At 58.8% G+C, this 16,473-nt stretch carries 16 protein-coding genes and 1 pseudogene; 4 read left to right on the top strand and 13 right to left on the bottom strand.

Going from position 1 to position 16,473, the window contains the following annotated elements; all coding sequences use genetic code 11:
- From V8J85_RS00615 to metG, 4 genes are read right to left on the bottom strand one after another with little or no spacing between them, the layout of a single operon-like run.
- Positions 1 to 597, bottom strand: a complete 597-nt coding sequence (locus V8J85_RS00615) for a YdeI/OmpD-associated family protein (protein ID WP_339951181.1) — start codon at positions 595 to 597, stop codon at positions 1 to 3.
- 16 nt (positions 598 to 613) lie between these two features.
- Entirely contained in the window at positions 614 to 1,135 is a 522-nt protein-coding gene (locus V8J85_RS00620; protein ID WP_339951184.1) for a sigma-70 family RNA polymerase sigma factor, read from the bottom strand.
- On the bottom strand, positions 1,132 to 1,365 hold the full coding sequence (locus V8J85_RS00625) for a NepR family anti-sigma factor (protein ID WP_339951186.1): 234 nt from the start codon (positions 1,363 to 1,365) through the stop codon (positions 1,132 to 1,134). The genes V8J85_RS00620 and V8J85_RS00625 overlap by 4 nt, the downstream gene beginning before the upstream one ends.
- 54 nt (positions 1,366 to 1,419) lie before the next feature.
- On the bottom strand, positions 1,420 to 3,132 hold the full coding sequence (metG, locus tag V8J85_RS00630) for a methionine--tRNA ligase (protein WP_339951188.1): 1,713 nt from the start codon (positions 3,130 to 3,132) through the stop codon (positions 1,420 to 1,422).
- A 136-nt stretch (positions 3,133 to 3,268) separates the two neighbouring features.
- Between metG and V8J85_RS00635 the strand changes: the two genes are divergently transcribed.
- A complete protein-coding gene (locus tag V8J85_RS00635; RefSeq protein ID WP_339951190.1) occupies positions 3,269 to 3,736 on the top strand; it encodes an outer membrane beta-barrel protein in 468 nt (155 codons plus the stop codon).
- On the opposite strand, the pseudogene V8J85_RS00640 reads toward V8J85_RS00635, so the two are convergent.
- Positions 3,733 to 4,955, bottom strand: a pseudogene (locus V8J85_RS00640) (MFS transporter). The gene V8J85_RS00635 and the pseudogene V8J85_RS00640 overlap by 4 nt on opposite strands.
- A 110-nt stretch (positions 4,956 to 5,065) precedes the next feature.
- On the opposite strand from V8J85_RS00640, the gene V8J85_RS00645 reads away from it, so the two are divergent.
- Positions 5,066 to 6,109: an aldo/keto reductase gene (locus V8J85_RS00645; RefSeq protein ID WP_339951192.1), complete on the top strand. Its 1,044-nt coding sequence runs from the start codon at positions 5,066 to 5,068 to the stop codon at positions 6,107 to 6,109.
- A 23-nt stretch (positions 6,110 to 6,132) separates the two neighbouring features.
- Here the strand turns inward: V8J85_RS00645 and V8J85_RS00650 are convergent, their stop codons facing one another.
- Complete coding sequence (locus V8J85_RS00650; RefSeq protein WP_339951194.1) at positions 6,133 to 6,588, bottom strand: GNAT family N-acetyltransferase; 456 nt, start codon at positions 6,586 to 6,588, stop codon at positions 6,133 to 6,135.
- Between the two features lie 249 nt (positions 6,589 to 6,837).
- On the opposite strand from V8J85_RS00650, the gene V8J85_RS00655 reads away from it, so the two are divergent.
- Both V8J85_RS00655 and V8J85_RS00660 read left to right on the top strand, forming a co-directional pair.
- Positions 6,838 to 7,377 carry a lipocalin family protein gene (locus tag V8J85_RS00655; RefSeq protein ID WP_339951196.1) on the top strand — a complete coding sequence of 180 codons (540 nt, stop codon included), beginning with the start codon at positions 6,838 to 6,840 and terminating at the stop codon, positions 7,375 to 7,377.
- Between the two features lie 546 nt (positions 7,378 to 7,923).
- Positions 7,924 to 8,556 carry a tyrosine-type recombinase/integrase gene (locus tag V8J85_RS00660; RefSeq protein WP_339951198.1) on the top strand — a complete coding sequence of 211 codons (633 nt, stop codon included), beginning with the start codon at positions 7,924 to 7,926 and terminating at the stop codon, positions 8,554 to 8,556.
- 70 nt (positions 8,557 to 8,626) lie between these two features.
- On the opposite strand, the gene V8J85_RS00665 is transcribed toward V8J85_RS00660, so the two are convergent.
- From V8J85_RS00665 to V8J85_RS00695, 7 genes are all read right to left on the bottom strand, one after another.
- Positions 8,627 to 9,679: an NAD(P)-dependent oxidoreductase gene (locus V8J85_RS00665; RefSeq protein ID WP_339951200.1), complete on the bottom strand. Its 1,053-nt coding sequence runs from the start codon at positions 9,677 to 9,679 to the stop codon at positions 8,627 to 8,629.
- Positions 9,676 to 10,746 (bottom strand): ABC transporter ATP-binding protein, encoded by a 1,071-nt coding sequence (locus tag V8J85_RS00670; RefSeq protein WP_339951202.1) that lies wholly within the window; start codon positions 10,744 to 10,746, stop codon positions 9,676 to 9,678. Before V8J85_RS00670 ends, V8J85_RS00665 begins: the two co-directional genes overlap by 4 nt.
- Before the next feature lie 3 nt (positions 10,747 to 10,749).
- Positions 10,750 to 11,739: a levansucrase gene (locus tag V8J85_RS00675; protein WP_339951204.1), complete on the bottom strand. Its 990-nt coding sequence runs from the start codon at positions 11,737 to 11,739 to the stop codon at positions 10,750 to 10,752.
- 4 nt (positions 11,740 to 11,743) lie between these two features.
- On the bottom strand, positions 11,744 to 12,622 hold the full coding sequence (locus tag V8J85_RS00680; protein WP_339951206.1) for a carbohydrate ABC transporter permease: 879 nt from the start codon (positions 12,620 to 12,622) through the stop codon (positions 11,744 to 11,746).
- 2 nt (positions 12,623 to 12,624) lie between these two features.
- Positions 12,625 to 13,692 carry a carbohydrate ABC transporter permease gene (locus V8J85_RS00685; RefSeq protein WP_339951208.1) on the bottom strand — a complete coding sequence of 356 codons (1,068 nt, stop codon included), beginning with the start codon at positions 13,690 to 13,692 and terminating at the stop codon, positions 12,625 to 12,627.
- A gap of 66 nt (positions 13,693 to 13,758) precedes the next feature.
- A complete protein-coding gene (locus tag V8J85_RS00690) occupies positions 13,759 to 15,021 on the bottom strand; it encodes an extracellular solute-binding protein (RefSeq protein ID WP_339951210.1) in 1,263 nt (420 codons plus the stop codon).
- A complete protein-coding gene (locus V8J85_RS00695) occupies positions 15,018 to 16,109 on the bottom strand; it encodes a LacI family DNA-binding transcriptional regulator (RefSeq protein WP_339951212.1) in 1,092 nt (363 codons plus the stop codon). The genes V8J85_RS00690 and V8J85_RS00695 overlap by 4 nt, the downstream gene beginning before the upstream one ends.
- Positions 16,110 to 16,473: the final 364 nt, after the last annotated feature.

Genomic DNA, 16,473 nt, shown 5'->3' on the forward strand with positions numbered 1-16,473 from the left:
TTACCGTTTTCGCCATTGGAAAGGGCGAATGCCTGCCGCGCTGTCGCTGACGATCTGGGTAATCTTGGCCGCGCGGGTTTCCGGTTTCTTGGCGTTCAGCAGGATTTCCAGCGCGCCGCGTTTGACCGAGCGGGGGAAGGCGGTCCAGTTGGTTTCTGCGCCCGGTGTTGTGTCGAACGCGGTTTGCAGGTCGTCGGGGATGACCAGGTTTTCCACGTCATCCAGCGCGGTCCATGTGCCGTTTGCCTTGGCGCGGGCAATGGCGGCCTCTCCGGCGGGGTGCATGAGCCCGGCGGCGGTGAGGCGGGCGACCTTGTCCTTGTTCACCCGGCTCCAGTTGCCGTTTGGCTTGCGCGGGCTGATATAGAGCATGGATCGCGCGTCGTCCTTGGTGCGCGGCAGGCTGTCGACCCAGCCGAAGCAAAGGCAGATATCGGTGATATCGGAGGCCGGGACGTGGCGGTTGGGGTCGGATTTCTTGTAGGTGACGACCCAGACGCCCTCTTTCTGGGTGTGGTGCGCGGTCAGCCAATCGCGCAACTGGGTTGGGCTATCGATTGCGATTTGCTGGGCGTTTTCGAGGGGGCGTTTGGCCATGGGCCAAGGCTAGCGGTCAATCCGGGGGCGGTCCATCCTCGTCGCCTGCCATGATTTCAGCCAGGCGTTTGCGGCCGCGGTTGATCCGGCTTTTGATGGTGCCCATGGCGACGCCGCAGGTTTCGGCGGCCTCTTCATAGGACAGCCCGCTGGCACCGACGAGGATCAGCGCCTCGCGCTGTTCGTCGGGCAGTTGGAAGAACGCTTTTTCGAAGTCCATGACGGCGATAATCTTGTTGCTGCTTGGGGCCTCGCCCGCGGTATGCAGCCAGCTATCCTCGGCAAAATGCAACTCGCGCCGTTTGCGCCGCAGGTCGGTATAGAACGTGTTGCGCACGATGGTGAACAGCCAGGCCCGCAGATTGGTATCAGTGCGGAACTGGTGAAAATTTTTCCACGCCTTGATGACCGCATCCTGCAGAAGATCATCCGCCGCCGTTTCATTGCGGGTCAGGCTTTGGGCAAAGGCCCGCATGTCGGGCAGAAAGGTGATGATGCGTTCACGCGGATCCTCTTTCGAGGCGCGCAGTGACCTCATGCACTTTTTGCCAGGTGCAGCCTGTCTTCCTCTTCCTTGAGGTGGTCGATCAGCGTGTGAAGGCGATCGGGAATGCCCGCGTCAACGGTTCTGCCAAAAATCTGGCGCAGCTGGTGGTCGATATCGTGGGTTGTGGTCTGCTGAACATTCTGTCGCATATGTCGTCCTGTATGTTTTTGGCGACGCACCGCGTGATGCAGGCGCCGCATGGTGAAAGCCAGCGCCGACATTGTTGTGTCGACGGCGTGCTCTCGGGACGATAGTCAGTGGTGGTTAATCAGTTCTTAATCGCGCTTGCCCGCGAACCGTTCGGCCCATTCCGCCCGTTCGTCATCGGTGATTTTGCGGAATAGGTTGTCGGGCACTGTGAAGGCGTGGCCGGGGGGGAGCGTCGTCAGCGCGGCGGGCACGTCGTCGGGCCAGCTGTCATCAGCCGTTTGCATGGCTTTCAGAAGTGTGGCGCTTGCGTCGGGGATAAATGGGGCCGAAAGCACGCCATATAGCCGCACAAGGTTCAGCGCGAGCCGGACTTGCATCGCCGCCGTTTCGGGATCGGTCTTGAAGGTCGTCCAGGGTGCGTTCGCCTGCAGGTACTCGTTGCCCAGCACCCAGATCGCGCGCAGTTCGGAGGCCGCCTTGCGCACCTCGATTGCGTTCATGTGTTTTTCGTAAGCGCGGATGCGGGTTGTCAAGTCGGTGATCAGTTGTTCTTCCGCAGGTCCGTATTCTCCGCCCTCCGGAACCGCTTCGCCGAATTTCGAGCGGCAGAATTTGGTGATCCGGCTGACGAAATTGCCCAGCACGTCGGCGAGGTCTTTGTTCACGTCGGTCTGGAAGTTTTCCCAGGTGAATTCGGCATCCGAGGATTCAGGCGCATGGCTGAGCAGCCACCAGCGCCAGTAATCGGCGGGCAGGATTTCGAGGGCCTGATCCATGAAGACACCCCGACCGCGGGAGGTGCTGAATTGCCCGCCGTCATAGTTGAGGTAGTTGAATGACTTGATGTAATCGACCAGCTTCCACGGCTCTTGCGATCCAAGGATCGTGGCCGGGAAGCTGAGCGTGTGGAAGGGCACGTTATCCTTGCCCATGAACTGGGTGTAGGTGACGTCGTCCGCGCCCTTGTCGGTCCGCCACCACCGTTCCCAATCGTCCCCTTTGCCCGCATCCTGCCATTCCTGCGCGCAGGCGATGTATTCGATGGGGGCGTCGAACCAGACGTAGAAGACCTTTCCTTCCATGCCGGGCCAGGTTTGGTCACCCTGCTTGACGGGGATGCCCCAATCCAGATCGCGGGTGATACCGCGATCTTGCAGGCCGTCGCCGTCGTTGAGCCATTTCTTGGCGATGGAGGTGGTGAGGATCGGCCAATCCTTTTTACTATCGATCCATTTCGCCAGATCGTCTTTCATCGCCGATTGCCGCAGATAGAGATGTTTGGTTTCGCGCACCTCCAAGTCGGTCGCACCGGAAATGGTCGAGTGCGGATCGATCAGATCGGTTGGGTCCAGCTGCTTGGTGCAGTTGTCGCATTGATCGCCCCGCGCGCTGTCGAAACCGCAATTCGGGCAGGTGCCTTCGATATAGCGGTCGGGGAGGAAGCGACCGTCGGCGACGGAATAGACCTGTTGCTCGGTGACTTCGCGGATCAACCCCATTTCGGCGAGACGACCCGCAAAGGCTTGGGTCAGCTTGTGGTTCTGGGGGCTGGAGGAGCGCCCGAAATGGTCGAAGGACAGGCGGAAACCATCGGCGATGTCGGCCTGCACCTGATGCATCTCGGCGCAGTAATCTGCGACCGGCTTGCCCGCTTGGGCCGCAGCCAATTCGGCGGGCGTACCATGCTCGTCCGTTGCACACAAAAACAGCACCTCATGCCCGCGCTGCCGCAGGTAGCGGGCGTAAAGATCGGCGGGCAGTTGGCTGCCGATCAGGTTGCCCAGATGCTTGATGCCATTGATGTAAGGAATGGCTGAGGTGATCAGATAACGGGCCATGGCTGTCCTGCGGATTGCAAACGTAACCCGCCCTTTAGCCTCCCTTGCCAACCAGATCAAACGGGAAGCGTGGTGCTGGTAATTCCGGCCGCGCGCCCTTATCTGGACGGCATAACAAAAAACAAAGGTGGGCAGTATGAAAACAGGTCTTTCAATCCTTGTTGCATTGGCGATCGCGACAGGCGCGCAAGCGCAGGATTTCTATGCAGGCGGTGCGCTGGATTACGCATATCCGCATTCCGGCGACAGCCAGTTGGTCGGTTCCGTGATCGGTGGTCTGGCGTTAAGCAACAACCCCGATCTGAATTACGGTGCCGAGGCCGAACTGGGCTGGCATCTGGCAGGGGACGCAGATTATGGCACCCAGCGGTTGCGGCTATGGAGCACATACGATCTTGGCGATGTGCGGGCGCGTGTCGCGGGCGGGCTGACCTATTACGACATCCCGGGCGGTGACGCCAACGGCACCAATCTGGGGGTCGGGGTCGAGCGTGACTTTTCCCCCAACGTGACCCTGCGCGGCGAGTTCATCCGCGATTTCATGGATGACACCTTTACCGCCGCGGTGACGACGACCCGTATCGCGGTGCTTTATAACTTCTAACGCTCGCGGCTGCGGCCCAGCAGCCGCCCGATCGCAAAGCTGGTCCGGGGCGCGTAGACATAGCGCGTCCGCTCTTCCGGTGTCTGCCGCACGATCATGCGGCGAAGACCGAACAGGATCAGTACGGCGTGGCCGATGGAAATAAGGTAGAACATCGCGGCCGGGCCGAACCCCGCGATGAGGGCGGATGTGGCGTAAGGCGCGGCGATGGCACCGACGGCGTAGAAGAACATCAACGCGGCGGAGAGCGCGATGCGTTGGTCGGAGGTGGCGAAATCATGCGCGTGGGCGGCAGCGACCGAGTAGATCGGGAATGTCGTCAGGCCGAAAAGCGCGGCGGACAGCAATATGCTGGAGGTGCCATTCGCCGCGATTGCGACCGTGATCGCGCAGGACGCGATTGCCGCGACCGACAGCCAGATCATCACCCAGCGCCGGTCGAATTTGTCGGCGAGCCATCCCACGGGATACTGCGCCAGCGCACCGCCCGCGATGAAGGCGGCGAGGAAATAGCCGATTTCCTGGGCGCTCAGCCCCACCTCTTGCCCGTAGATCGGGCCGACCATACGGAAGGATGCACCTGAAGGGCAGCCACGAGCACGGCCGCTACGGCGAGCGGAGAACAGCGCCAGGCAAGGCGCGGTTCCAGTCGCGGGGCCGTCGGCGTTTCGGGTTGTGGCAGCCTGGTGAGGGCGAGGGGGAGGAGGGATGCGCAGCAGAAGATCGTGAGAACGTTGTAGGCGATGTAAGTCTCAAGATTGGCGAGCGCGCCGATCATGAATTGCGCGACGAAAGCGGCCGAGATATCGGCGATCCGATAGCTGCCCATGGCCCGCCCCCTTGTTTCATTGGTCACTTTGGCCTGCAGCCATGCTTCGATCACTGTGTAACAGCCCGCCACGCAGATGCCCGAGGCGATACGGCAGAGCGCCCAGAACAGCGGGTCCTCGATGACGACGTGAGCGGCGAGGCCGATGGCGCCCATGGCGGTGAAGGTCGCGAAGGTGCGGCTGTGCCCCACCGCCCCCATCAGACGTGGGGCCCACCAGCAGCCGATGAAGAAGTCCAGGAAATGGGCGGAGCCCAGAAAGCCGACCTCTGCCGGTGAAAACCCTGCGTTCAACCCCGTCAAGGCATCCAGCGGGCCGACCCCGCCGGAGGAGAGTTGGAGCAGCACGACTGAAAGAAACAGTGCGGCGAATGTGATCAGCAAATGCATATGCGCAGCTTTGAACCGAGTCGCGCCGAATGACCATCAAAGATGCGACATCGGGTTGCCCCTTTGTGCGTGGGCGCTAATGTCCGCCGGGCAACCAGATGAGGCACCCCATGAAACAGATTCCCCTTGGTCGCACCGATATCATGGTCAGTGATTGGTGTTTGGGCACAATGACTTATGGCAACCAGACGCCAGAGGATGATGCCCACAAACAGATCGACATGGCACTGGATGCTGGAATAAATTTTCTGGATACCGCCGAGATGTACCCTGTGAACCCGATCCGGGCCGAGACGGTGGGGTTGTCCGAGCGGATTGTTGGGAATTGGCTGGCCAAGACCGCGCGGCGGGATGAGGTGGTGATTGCCACGAAGGTATCCGGCAACAACCCCGGCTGGGTGCGCGAGGGGCGCGGCTATGACGGGGCGGTGATCCGTGAGGCGGTGGAGACCTCGCTCAAGCGATTGCAGACCGATGTGATCGATCTTTACCAGATGCATTGGCCTGTGCGGGGGTCTTACATGTTCCGCCAGAACTGGACGTATGATCCGTCGGGGCAGAACCGGCAGGAAACGCTCGATCATATGATGGACGTGCTTGAGGCGCTGGGCGAGTGCGTCAAGGCCGGGAAAATCAGGGCAATCGGGATGTCCAACGAAAGCGCGTGGGGCATGACCAAGTGGATCGATCAGGCTGAAAGTGCGGGTCTGCCGCGGATGGCGTCTGTGCAGAATGAGTATTCGTTGCTGTGTCGTCTCTACGATACCGACATGGCCGAGATGGCGGTGAATGAGGATGTGACCTTGCTGTCATTCTCGCCTTTGGCCTGTGGGTTGCTGACCGGCAAGTATCAGGGCGGCGCGGTGCCAGAGGGCAGCCGGATGTCGATCAATGCCGAGATGGGTGGCCGGATGACGGACCGCACTTTGCCCGTCACGCAGGTCTATCTGGACCTGGCCGCGGCGCATGGTTTGGATCCTGTCCATATGGCCATGGCGTGGCAGGGGACGCGGCCTTTTCCGGTTTCCGCGATTTTCGGCGCGACGACCGCGCAGCAGTTGGAGCGGATTTTGGCGGGGGTCGATGTGGCCCTTTCGAATGAGCTGGTGAGTGCCATTGACGAGGCGAATAGGACCCATCCGATGCCTTATTGAGCTGGGGTGGCTCGAGAGCCACCTTACGTTATTTCGATCCAGAAGCGTGGACCGGCATCGGTGATCTCTTCCAGGCCCATCGCGCGGTAGGCGGCCTGGGCCGTCGCGTTCTTTGGGTCTGTGCCGATCGTCAATCCCTTGGCGCCGCGCCTTGTCGCGTGGGTTTTCGCGGCGGCGATCAGCGCTTTTCCGATGCCCTGACTGCGTTTGTTCTCGATCACATGCAGGTGGTGGATGTCAAAACGGGGGACAGCACTATGGATCGCGATGGTTTCCAGGACTCCGGCATAGCCGATGATCTGATCGCCGTCCTTGGCGACGAAGGCGGCGCCCTTGGCCTTTGGTCCGAAGAATATGTCTTGCAGCTGTTCGAGCGTGACCGTTGCCGTGTCGCCGTGAAAAGCAGAGAGGGCGCGGATGAGTTTCTGGATATGCGGCAGGTCGCTTGGTTTTGCCATGGTGACTGAGGGGTGTTTCATGTTGTGTCCTTGCTGTGTCGCCCGGCAAGGACACGAGACAGTTCGGGCCCTTGCGGGCGGCTGTTGTCATCGAATGTCGAAAAAGAACCAGCTGCCCTATGTGGCGCTGGTAAAGTAGACCGTTGTAATGGTGCGATCTGTACTCATGGCTCTAGCAGTGGCAGAGGAAAGGTGCCGATGTCAAGAAACGTGGTTGCCGTTGCGTCCGGGATCGCTGACGGTGCCCGGAAAACGGATAGGGTTTTTGGCATGAAACGTTTTCTTTTCGGTGGCTTCCTTCTTTTGACGGCCTGCACCAATTCGGATGGCGGCGGGTTGTTGGAGGTGTATCGCGATACAAATGTGCCGATTTCATCGAAGGCGGTTTTTGAACCCGAGCGATATCTGGGCACCTGGTACGAGGTCGCCCGCTATCCCGTGCCGTTCGAGGCCGGGTGTGTGGATGTGACGGCGACATACGGTCGGCGCGATGATGGGTTGCTGTCGGTCTTGAACATTTGCCGCAACCCGGATGGGTCTGAGCGGTCGCGGATCGAAGGCACGGCTGAGATCGTGGGGCCGGGCCGGTTGAAGGTGCGGTTTCCGAGCGTGCCGTTCGTGGCCGCCGATTACTGGGTGCTTTGGACGGATGAGGCGTATCGTGTGGCCGTCGTCGGTGCGCCGAACGGCCGGTCGGGGTGGATATTAAGCAGGACGCCCGAGATCAGGCCGGATCTTTATGCGGCGGCGCGGGATGTGCTGGCGTTTAACGGGTATGATCTGAGCCGTTTGCTGGTTAACGAACGCTGAAGGCGGAGTGCGGTGCGCAACCTGTGGGCGATCGGCAGTGCATTTTTGGGGGTTTTACACTTTGTGTTCAGAACCGCCCTTAAAACAAAGGGTTTGCCTGCAAAAACAGGTGTCGGACTTGCGTCGGATAACCGTCGGATTTGCGTCGGACATTTGTCGGACCCTCGCGTGCGGTGGTCCGGCGTTTAACGCAACGCGCGGTGACCGCCTGTTAACATTTTACCCCTCTCTCTGGTTTGCCGGATATGTAAGCTATTTCGGCAAGCGTTAACGCATCGACAAGGCCACGCTCGAGACGGGCTCCGGTCCGGTAGGGGATTGTATCCTAAGCTGCCTTTGGGGATGCACGCGGTGAAATTCAGGGGAGAGCCCAACCTGTGAATTCAGTTTTCTCGCTGCGCGCGCTCGCAGCACGACAATCGCTGCATGTGCACCATGTTGGGCCATATTCAACCGCGAAGAAAGCTGCCGTTCGAAGCATGCTAGGCTATCGCCGTCAGCGCGGTGCTGATGACTGGGTTTGGAGGGAGGAACGGAGGGCAAATCATGCCAAGAGTCCAACTTCCCGCAACAACCCCGAAACGAAGAACCTGGAACAAAGGGCGGATCATTGGTCAGAAGCGGCCGCTGTTACCGAAGCAGGTCTGGTCGATCCGGGCACGGCTGGAACTTGCCGGCAATCTGCGAGACCTGGCCTTGTTCAACGTTGCCATCGACAGCAAGTTGCGCGGCTGCGATTTGGTTAAACTTGAAGTGAGTGATTTGGTGAAGGATGGCCGAGTGCGAGAACGCGTTTCAGTGATCCAGAGCAAGACCAAACGACCTGTTCAGTTCGAACAAACAGAAAATACACGTGAAACTGTGCTGGCCTGGGTCAAATCTCGTGAGATGTTCGCGGGCCGCTTCATGTTCCCGAGTCGCTTCCATGATCGGCCACACATATCGACGCGCCAATACGGCCGGATTGTTCGCGATTGGGTGACCGCGATTGGCCTAGAGCCGAGCGGCTACGGCACGCACTCGTTGCGCAGAACTAAGGCTGCGGAAATATATCGCAAGACTGGCAATCTCCGAGCTGTCCAATTGCTGCTTGGCCACACCAAGGTCGACAGCACTGTTCGATATTTGGGCGTCGAACTCGAAGATGCACTGAGTATCGCGGAGCGCGTTGATATCTAGTCAACAAAGGCGGGCGGCGGTGCCGTTCGCCTGCTTGAAGCGGTTGCCCGTCTTCGTGCGGTGACAGTACCTACCGATCTAGTGCCATCTCGGACACTGAGGCCGCATCACCAACACCAGCCAAAGCGGCAATCGTTTCGAGCCGCGCCACGGATAACTTACGTTCTGGTGCCCCGAGCCGGATGGATTCCAGGTCGGATAGGATCATGTCACCGATAAGCTGCCGCCCTCCGGCCACAGCCGCAGCACGGTGTGGGGACAGGACCACGTTGGATTGCCGGCGCAAACTGTCGTCTTGCGCGACAGGCTCATGAGGAAAGACATCAATACAGGCGCGAATGCGTCCGCTTGCAAGCTCGGACTTGAGCGCCGCAAAGTCCACAAGGTGCGCGCGGCTCAACACGATCAGCAAGGCGTTTTGTGGCAGTTGTTTCAACTGGACCCTATCAATGAGGTGTTGGTTCTCTGATGAGGGGGCCGCTGTCACGAACAGGCATCGAGACTGGCTCATGACCTGATCCAATGAACACAGTTCGGCCTGGAACCCATCAGCGACTGCCTTGGGCAACCACGGGTCATAGGCCCGCGTGATTGGCGCAAAGGGCGCAATCAGCCTCGTGATTTCCTGCGCGATCTGGCCAAAGCCGACAAATCCCACATCGGCACCGAACAGGCTGAAATCGGTGTCCCTACGATCAGCGAGCCAGTGCTCTTGGCCCACTCTGAAGGCTTCGTGTTCGTCCACCAACCCGCGCGCACCAGCGAGTGCCATGGCGAGACCCATTTCAGCGACGGATTGGCGAAAGCCGGGCGCGCAGCTGAGGACTTCGACGTTTGAATCGAAGCAGGCCTGATAGTCGATGGTGTCTGGAAAAGCGCCGGAGACCTCAATGACCGTCCTGAGACTAGGAGCACAGCGCAATGTGTCAGCATCGATGCTTGGTGTCGCAGCGATGAGCACAGTGGCATGTGGCAGAGCCTGCGAAAGAACATCTGATGGGATCGATCCGTCCCGCCCCCATACGACGTCATATCTCTCCCGCAGTTTAGACTGGGCGGATGTCGAAAAAAGCTCATCCATCCGCCGCCAATCCGGGTCAATGATGACGACCGGCTTGCTCATCGTACCTCAGGAAAAATGTGGGCTTGATTTGGGTCGAATTGGAATGATGCCGAAGTGCCTTCGGTCAGGATGGCATCCTCAGATAGTGCTGCGATGATCTTGTTGCCGTCGGCCAGTTTGATGTCGATGACCGTTTCGCTGCCAAGTCGTTCCGTCAATGCGACCTTGCCGTGCAGCTTACCTGTCGCTTCGTCAGCGGGGTGAAGATATTGCGGCCGCACGCCCAAAGTTGCCGTCTGCCCCTGTGTGAAAGCCCGGCCTTTGGATGGGACTTCGATCAGATCAAGCGAGGCGTTCTTCACGGTCACGGTCGTCTCATTGACCGCCTCGACCGTGACATCAAGAAAGTTCATCGAAGGAGCGCCGAGGAACCCTGCAACAAACAGGTTGGCAGGTTCGTGATAAAGCTCCATCGGGGCACCGGCTTGCATAACCATGCCGTCTTTCAGCACGACGATCTTGTCTGCGAGTGTCATTGCCTCCACCTGATCGTGGGTGACGTAAATCATGGATGCCGCAAGATCGTTGTGCAGCTTGCCGATCTCCATACGCATGTCCATCCGCAATGCGGCGTCCAGGTTCGACAGGGGTTCGTCAAACAGGAACACCTTCGGGTCGCGCACGATCGCCCGCCCGATTGCAACGCGCTGTCGCTGACCACCTGACAATTCAGATGGTCGACGGTCCAAAAGATGTTCCATTTGAAGGATACGCGCCGCCTCGGCGACCTTTCTCTCTTTTTCTGCCTTGCTCGCCTTGTTGATCGTCAGGCCGAACGCAACATTCTCGCGCACCGTCATATGCGGAAAAATCGCATAGGACTGGAACACCATGGCGATCCCACGCTTGGACGGCTCAAGGTCGTTGACCCGCACTCCGTCGATTTCGAGGGTACCGCCCGTAATGTCTTCAAGCCCTGCAATCATCCGCAGCAGCGTCGACTTCCCACATCCCGACGGGCCGACGAACACCACGAACTCTCCATCATCGATGTCAATATCCACACCCTTAATCACCTCGACTGAACCGTAGCTTTTGCTAATGTCATGAAGTTTCACCTGTGCCATGATCTATTCCGCCGCCTTGATGGAAGGATTGATAAAAAGAAGACCGTTCTCGGTGACCTCGACCCGTTCGGGGTCCATCACGTGACCGCGGAACGCACCGCCGTCGGGCCGATCGGCAAAGCCTTTGATGAAAAGGCCATCCTTGGTCTGAAGCAGTCGCGCCGCGTACCGGTTTGGCGGCAGCGCGCCGTCCAGAAAACCCGGTGCTATGCGCCACGGACCGCGCGGCGTATCACCAATCAGATAGTGGTTTCCAGTCACTGGCCCTCCAGGTGTCGCCTCAGCCTGCGCCTTCGAGAAATGTTCGGCCGCGGTGCAGAAAAGGCAATACCAGTCCCCGTTCACTTCCAAGACTTGAGGCACCTCAAGCTGGCCATATCCGCCTGTGAAAACAGGTGGTTGAAGCGTCCAGTCATAGCCGTCGGGCGAGGTGGCAAAGCCGATATTGCCGCCAGCATTGGGTTCTTCAATGCCACGGGTCCGCGCGGTGAAAAACATCAGCCAGCCATCGCCATCAGGGTCGCGCATGACCCAAGGATCGCGCATCGCACGGTCATGCCAGACAGATGTTTCCATGCTGTCTTCGTAGTGCACGGCGTTGGGGCCTGTCAGGTCAAGGATAAGCCCGTCACCGACACGCTGCCAGCTGTGCAGATCGCTGGATGTCGCATGCCCGATCCGCTGGTACAAGCCATCCTCGGCCTTCGTCGAGCCGGTATAATAGAGATGCCAGAGCCCATCGTCGCCTTTGATGGTTGACCCGGTCCATGTGGTGTAGTCGTCCCAACCGCCATTATTGGAAGGTTCAAAGCAGGTGCCCAGATGGGTCCAGTTCATCAAATCGGTAGAGGTCGCATGCCCGTAGCTGACATTCCAGTGGCGCTGCTCGGGGTCTTCAAGCGAGCGCGGCGCCTGCAGGAAAAAGGCATGCCATATGTCGCCATCCTGAACGTACCAGCTGTCCCAGATATATTTGTCATCAAGCGCAATCATCAGATCACCCTTTCACGCCGGTTGAGGCAATCGACGCGATGAACGCGCGCTGCAGAACGAGGTAGAAGGCCAAAACGGGCACGGTGATGATGGTCAGGTAGGCCATGATCTCGCCCCAGGCAGTGTTGAGCTGGAAGAAATATTGCAAACCGACCATGACAGGGCGGTAGGTTTCTTCTTGCACGACGATGAGCGGCCAGAGGTACTGGTTGTACATCACCAGAAATTTGAGAATCGCCGCCGTCGCAATGACAGGACCAGAGAGGGGCATGACTACCTTGGTGTAGATCTGCCACCACGTCGCCCCTTCCACTCGTGAGGCTTCAATGAGGTCACGTGGCAGGTCTTTGAAGAACTGGACGAAGAGGAATATCGTCAGCCCGTCCGCGATCCAGGGAATGATCTGGACCCGGTAGGTGTTCAGCCAGCCAATGGAGAATCCATCGAACCCGATCCATGGTAGTTTCGACACAAGCAACAGAAGCGGGATCGCGATGGTCTCGAAGGGGACGATGAGCGTCGCAATGATGATCGAAAGCAACACGTTCCGTCCCTTCCATTCAAGGAAGACAAAGGAAAACGCGGCCAGAGAGCATAAAAACAGCGACAACAGGACCGTCACGCCTGTCACGAGGACCGAATTGAACACGAACAACCCAATCGGGGCGCGGTTAAACGCCGCCGCGTAGTTGTTGGTGCTAATGTCACCCACCGGCAGGAAGGCCCGAATGCTCGAAGCATCGCGGAGCAGCTGCAGGTCGGGCTTGAAGCTCGACATGACCATGAACACGAGCGGGAAGACAAAGATCAGCGCGATCAGCGTCAGCACCACATAGCGGGTGACGAGACGCAGGCCGTGATTGTCAGGATTGATTGCAGCCATGGTTATTTCTCCCGCGTGAGGTAGCGTTGGATCAGGCTGATGCTCAACACGATGAGGAACAGGATGACTGAGATCGTGGACCCGCCAGAAATGTCCTGCTTGCCATAGCCCCGTTCAACTGCCTGAAAGACGACCGTCGTGGTGCTGTCGAGTGGGCCGCCGTTGGTCATAACGTCGATCTGCGCGAAGAGCGCAAAGGCCTGCATGGTGATCACGATCAGGATCAGCACAGCGGTATTGCGCAGACCCGGCCACGTCACATAGCGGAAAGTCTGCCACTTGGAGGCGCCTTCTATGGAGGAGGCTTCATAAAGTGTCGGTGAGATGGTTTGCAGACCCGACAGCCAGATCACCATGTGAAACCCGACCGCCTGCCAGATCGACATGGCCTTGATCGCACCAAGGGCTGTGTTCTCATCGCCGAGCCAGTCCCGCCCTTCGAAGGCGCCGAAACTGAGCGTCTGGAGAATTGAGTTTAGCAATCCTTCCTCGGCATAAAGGAACCGCCATAGCAAGGAGACCACCACGATCGAAACCACAACGGGCATGAAATAGATCGCCCTGTAAACGTTGATCCCGCGCAATCGTTGGTTGATCAGCAGAGCGAGTCCCAAGGCAATGGCCGCTTGCACAGGGGCAACCACCAATACGAACATCAACGTATTTCGCAAGGATTTCCAAAAGACGACGTCCTTTGCCACGACCACCTTTGCGGTGTCGCCTGAGTGCCAGCGGAACCATTCGCGCATCCTGTCGAATTGTGGGTAGTCGGCATTGTTGCGGGTGAATTCCCGAACACGCGGGTACTCGGGGTTTCCGTCGGCGTCGCGCACGATTTCTCCCGCATCATCGCGTTCAGGCTCAATCGTCAGCACGCCGATCGCGAGCAGGTTTCTGTAGTTTTCCAGCCCGACAAACTCAGTCGGGTTAGGAGATATCAGTCGTTGGTTGGTCAGCGATAGCCAGAAGGCGAAAAAGAAGGGCACCACGATGAACATGGCCAAAAGGCCAAAGCCCGGCAGGGCAAAGGCCCAACCCGTACGGTTCGATGTTGTCAGTTTGGATGCCATTGTCATTCGCCTCTCGGGGAAAGAGAGTCGGGGCCCGCCGAAGCAGGCCCCAACCGGGAGGATCGCTTAGTGGCCGTAGCCGCTGTTACGTTCGATGTCAGAGTCGATTTCATCGACGGCGGCATCGAGCGTGTCGGCCACATCCGCGCCGTTTGCGATGTCTGCCAGTGCCTTTTCAAACACCTTGGCTGCCACGACGTAACCGGGCGACACCGGACGCACGAGCGCCTGGGCTTCCGACAGACCAAAGAACGACTCTAGCGCACCGCCTGCCGCGTAGTTCGCCGTCATCTGTGCCGCGTCCGTCGTGGACGGGATCAGGCCGATGCCGTCCGAGAAGGCTGCAAGATATTCGTCCTGCAGGGCATGTTCGACAAAAGCAGCGACGCCGTCAGGATGTTCGCATGTGCCCGATGCGCCGAACTGCCAGGAACCCGCCCCGATGACGGATCCATTGCCAAAATCTGGCGCTGGCAGGAAGACGACATCATAAACGCCGCCGTCAAGCGTCGCGACACCCGCCCAGTTGCCGTTCCACGCAAAGGCATATTTGCCGTCAATGAACCCGGTGTCACGATCTGCCGGGTCCTGGCTCGTGCCGGGCGCATAGCCTTCGGTGAACAGGGTTTGCCACCATTCACCAAACGCCAGCGCCGCATCCCCGTTCAGGACGCCATCAGCCGTTTGATAGGACGAACGGTCGACAATATCGCCACCGAAGCTTTGCAGGAAGGGGCTGAATGCATATGGATACCATTCACCGGTCCAGGCCATGCCGGGATCGAAAGCATATTCATAGTTGCCAGATGCTTTGGCTGCATCAAGCGCGCCCATGAATTCTTCCATGTTCCAAGGGTTGTCGAGGGTCGGGATCCGCAGGCCAAGTTCGTCCAGCGTGGACTGACGCGCATAAAGGGCGACCGCTGCTTCCCAAAGGCCAACGGAGTAGATATCACCGTCCCAACGACCGATGGTGCTGTCGAGGTGACCCTCAAGAGCAGCGTCAGAGATCGGAAGCGGTTGCATGTAGCCTGCCCAGGCCCAGTTGGGCATCACTGGGCCGTCAACATCCAGAATACACGGCAGGTTGCCCGCCAGTGCGGCCGCAACGACACTGTCGTTATAGCTGCCCTGCGGGAAGCTTTCGACCGTGACCATCCAGTCCGATTGTGCTGCGTTGAAGTCTTCAACGATCCCGTTCAGGATGTTGCTTTCAACTTCGTTACCGCCGCCATGATACCACATGGTCAGCTCTGTTTGGGCCATGGCCGCGCTGGCCAGCCCAGTCGTGGCCAGCAAGGTTGCTGCAAGTGTTGTCTTCAGTTTCATTTGGTCGTCCTCCCTATTGACGAAAGATGGGTGATGGGTGTGGGCAGGTCCTTCACGGAGTTGCCGTGCACAACGGGGCCGCTGACAAGGATCGGGTCCTTTGTGGGCGGTGCATTGCCTTCGATCATGCTCAACAACAGCTCCGTCGCGCGGATGCCGATGGCTGCATAAGGCAGCTCCGCCGACGTGAGCGTTGGATAGAGCGTTTGGGTGATCAGTTTGTAATTGTCATACCCGGCGACCGAGATGTCATCGGGCAGCGACAGGCCACGGCTGCGCAAAATGCCGTAGGCGCGCATGGCCATCCGGTCATTGCCAAAACAGATCACGGTCGGTGGTCTGTCCAAGCTCAAGAGCCGATCAATCGCGTCCCACAACAGTTGTTCTTCGGCAGCGCCATCTGACGCGTCAACGCCCGCTGGCATGAGAAGCGCCGGGTCAAAGGCAATACCAGCCTCATCCAGCGCCGAGCGATAGCCGGCGGTGCGCAAGGTCGTCGCCTCATGCCCCGGTGTTAGGGTGATATAGCCAATGCGAGAGTGCCCCTTGGCAATAAGCGACCGGACCAGCGCATATTGTCCCTGGAAGTCATGAGGCAGAATACAGGGGGTCCCTGCATCATCATAGCAATTTGCCAGCACCAGTTTCGTCGCGTCAGACACCGTCGGAAGTTCAACGCGCCGGTGGTAGTCGGCCACATAGATAATGCCTTCGACGCGATGTTCTTCGAAGGTGCGGATCAATTTCGGAACGCGGTCAGAATGACCGCCCGTATCGGCAATAAGAAGTGTTTTGCCGCTGTGTTCCATCGCTTTCTGAATGCCCTGCACGATAAACAGATCGGGCAGGCCAGAGGCCTCGGAGCGATCAGGTGACAGTGAGATCGCGCCGGTAATCAACCCGACCAGACCGGACTTGTTCGACCGCATCAAGCGGGCGGCGGTCGAGGGAACGTATCCCAGGTCAGCAATCGCCTTCTGAACCTTTTGCTTGGTCGACGCCTTGACGGCACCATCCCCATTGATCACCCGACTAACTGTCTTGGGCGACACGCCAGCCGTGCGCGCAACATCGTAAATCGTTGCCATCAAGCGCCCTCCCAACCGTTGTGACGTCCCTGATTGGAATCAGGTCATCACAAATGACACCGATGTCATGACACCGATGTCATAGGCGTGTCAAACGTAAGTTTGACGGCCCTGAGGGGATTTGGCCTCCATTTCCCAAGGCTCAGACGACCAAATCTCTTTAGTGACGGCCGACAATTCAAGGAAAAATCCAAATCAGAACTGGGCTTTAAGGTTGGGTGAGTAATTGCCCCACATTGAGCAAGCGGTGCTGATGCGGTGCTGTCCTGCGTGAAATCAAAGTGATTGAATGCCCGGTTCGGAGACGTCGGAGTTTCTCTAGCTTAGCTGACGTCGCAATCGCAGATGGATGCTGCGTTAGCAA

It is taken from the genome of Yoonia sp. 2307UL14-13 (genome assembly GCF_037572755.1).
GTDB lineage: Bacteria > Pseudomonadota > Alphaproteobacteria > Rhodobacterales > Rhodobacteraceae > Yoonia.

Excerpts from the sequence above, each read along its gene's own strand:
- V8J85_RS00615 (WP_339951181.1), bottom strand. The coding sequence starts at position 597 with ATGGCCAAACGCCCCCTCGAAAACGCCCAGCAAATCGCAATCGATAGC.
- V8J85_RS00620 (WP_339951184.1), bottom strand. The coding sequence starts at position 1,135 with ATGAGGTCACTGCGCGCCTCGAAAGAGGATCCGCGTGAACGCATCATC.
- V8J85_RS00625 (WP_339951186.1), bottom strand. The coding sequence starts at position 1,365 with ATGTCGGCGCTGGCTTTCACCATGCGGCGCCTGCATCACGCGGTGCGT.
- metG (WP_339951188.1), bottom strand. The coding sequence starts at position 3,132 with ATGGCCCGTTATCTGATCACCTCAGCCATTCCTTACATCAATGGCATC.
- V8J85_RS00635 (WP_339951190.1), top strand. The coding sequence starts at position 3,269 with ATGAAAACAGGTCTTTCAATCCTTGTTGCATTGGCGATCGCGACAGGC.
- V8J85_RS00645 (WP_339951192.1), top strand. The coding sequence starts at position 5,066 with ATGAAACAGATTCCCCTTGGTCGCACCGATATCATGGTCAGTGATTGG.
- V8J85_RS00650 (WP_339951194.1), bottom strand. The coding sequence starts at position 6,588 with ATGAAACACCCCTCAGTCACCATGGCAAAACCAAGCGACCTGCCGCAT.
- V8J85_RS00655 (WP_339951196.1), top strand. The coding sequence starts at position 6,838 with ATGAAACGTTTTCTTTTCGGTGGCTTCCTTCTTTTGACGGCCTGCACC.
- V8J85_RS00660 (WP_339951198.1), top strand. The coding sequence starts at position 7,924 with ATGCCAAGAGTCCAACTTCCCGCAACAACCCCGAAACGAAGAACCTGG.
- V8J85_RS00665 (WP_339951200.1), bottom strand. The coding sequence starts at position 9,679 with ATGAGCAAGCCGGTCGTCATCATTGACCCGGATTGGCGGCGGATGGAT.
- V8J85_RS00670 (WP_339951202.1), bottom strand. The coding sequence starts at position 10,746 with ATGGCACAGGTGAAACTTCATGACATTAGCAAAAGCTACGGTTCAGTC.
- V8J85_RS00675 (WP_339951204.1), bottom strand. The coding sequence starts at position 11,739 with ATGATTGCGCTTGATGACAAATATATCTGGGACAGCTGGTACGTTCAG.
- V8J85_RS00680 (WP_339951206.1), bottom strand. The coding sequence starts at position 12,622 with ATGGCTGCAATCAATCCTGACAATCACGGCCTGCGTCTCGTCACCCGC.
- V8J85_RS00685 (WP_339951208.1), bottom strand. The coding sequence starts at position 13,692 with ATGGCATCCAAACTGACAACATCGAACCGTACGGGTTGGGCCTTTGCC.
- V8J85_RS00690 (WP_339951210.1), bottom strand. The coding sequence starts at position 15,021 with ATGAAACTGAAGACAACACTTGCAGCAACCTTGCTGGCCACGACTGGG.
- V8J85_RS00695 (WP_339951212.1), bottom strand. The coding sequence starts at position 16,109 with ATGGCAACGATTTACGATGTTGCGCGCACGGCTGGCGTGTCGCCCAAG.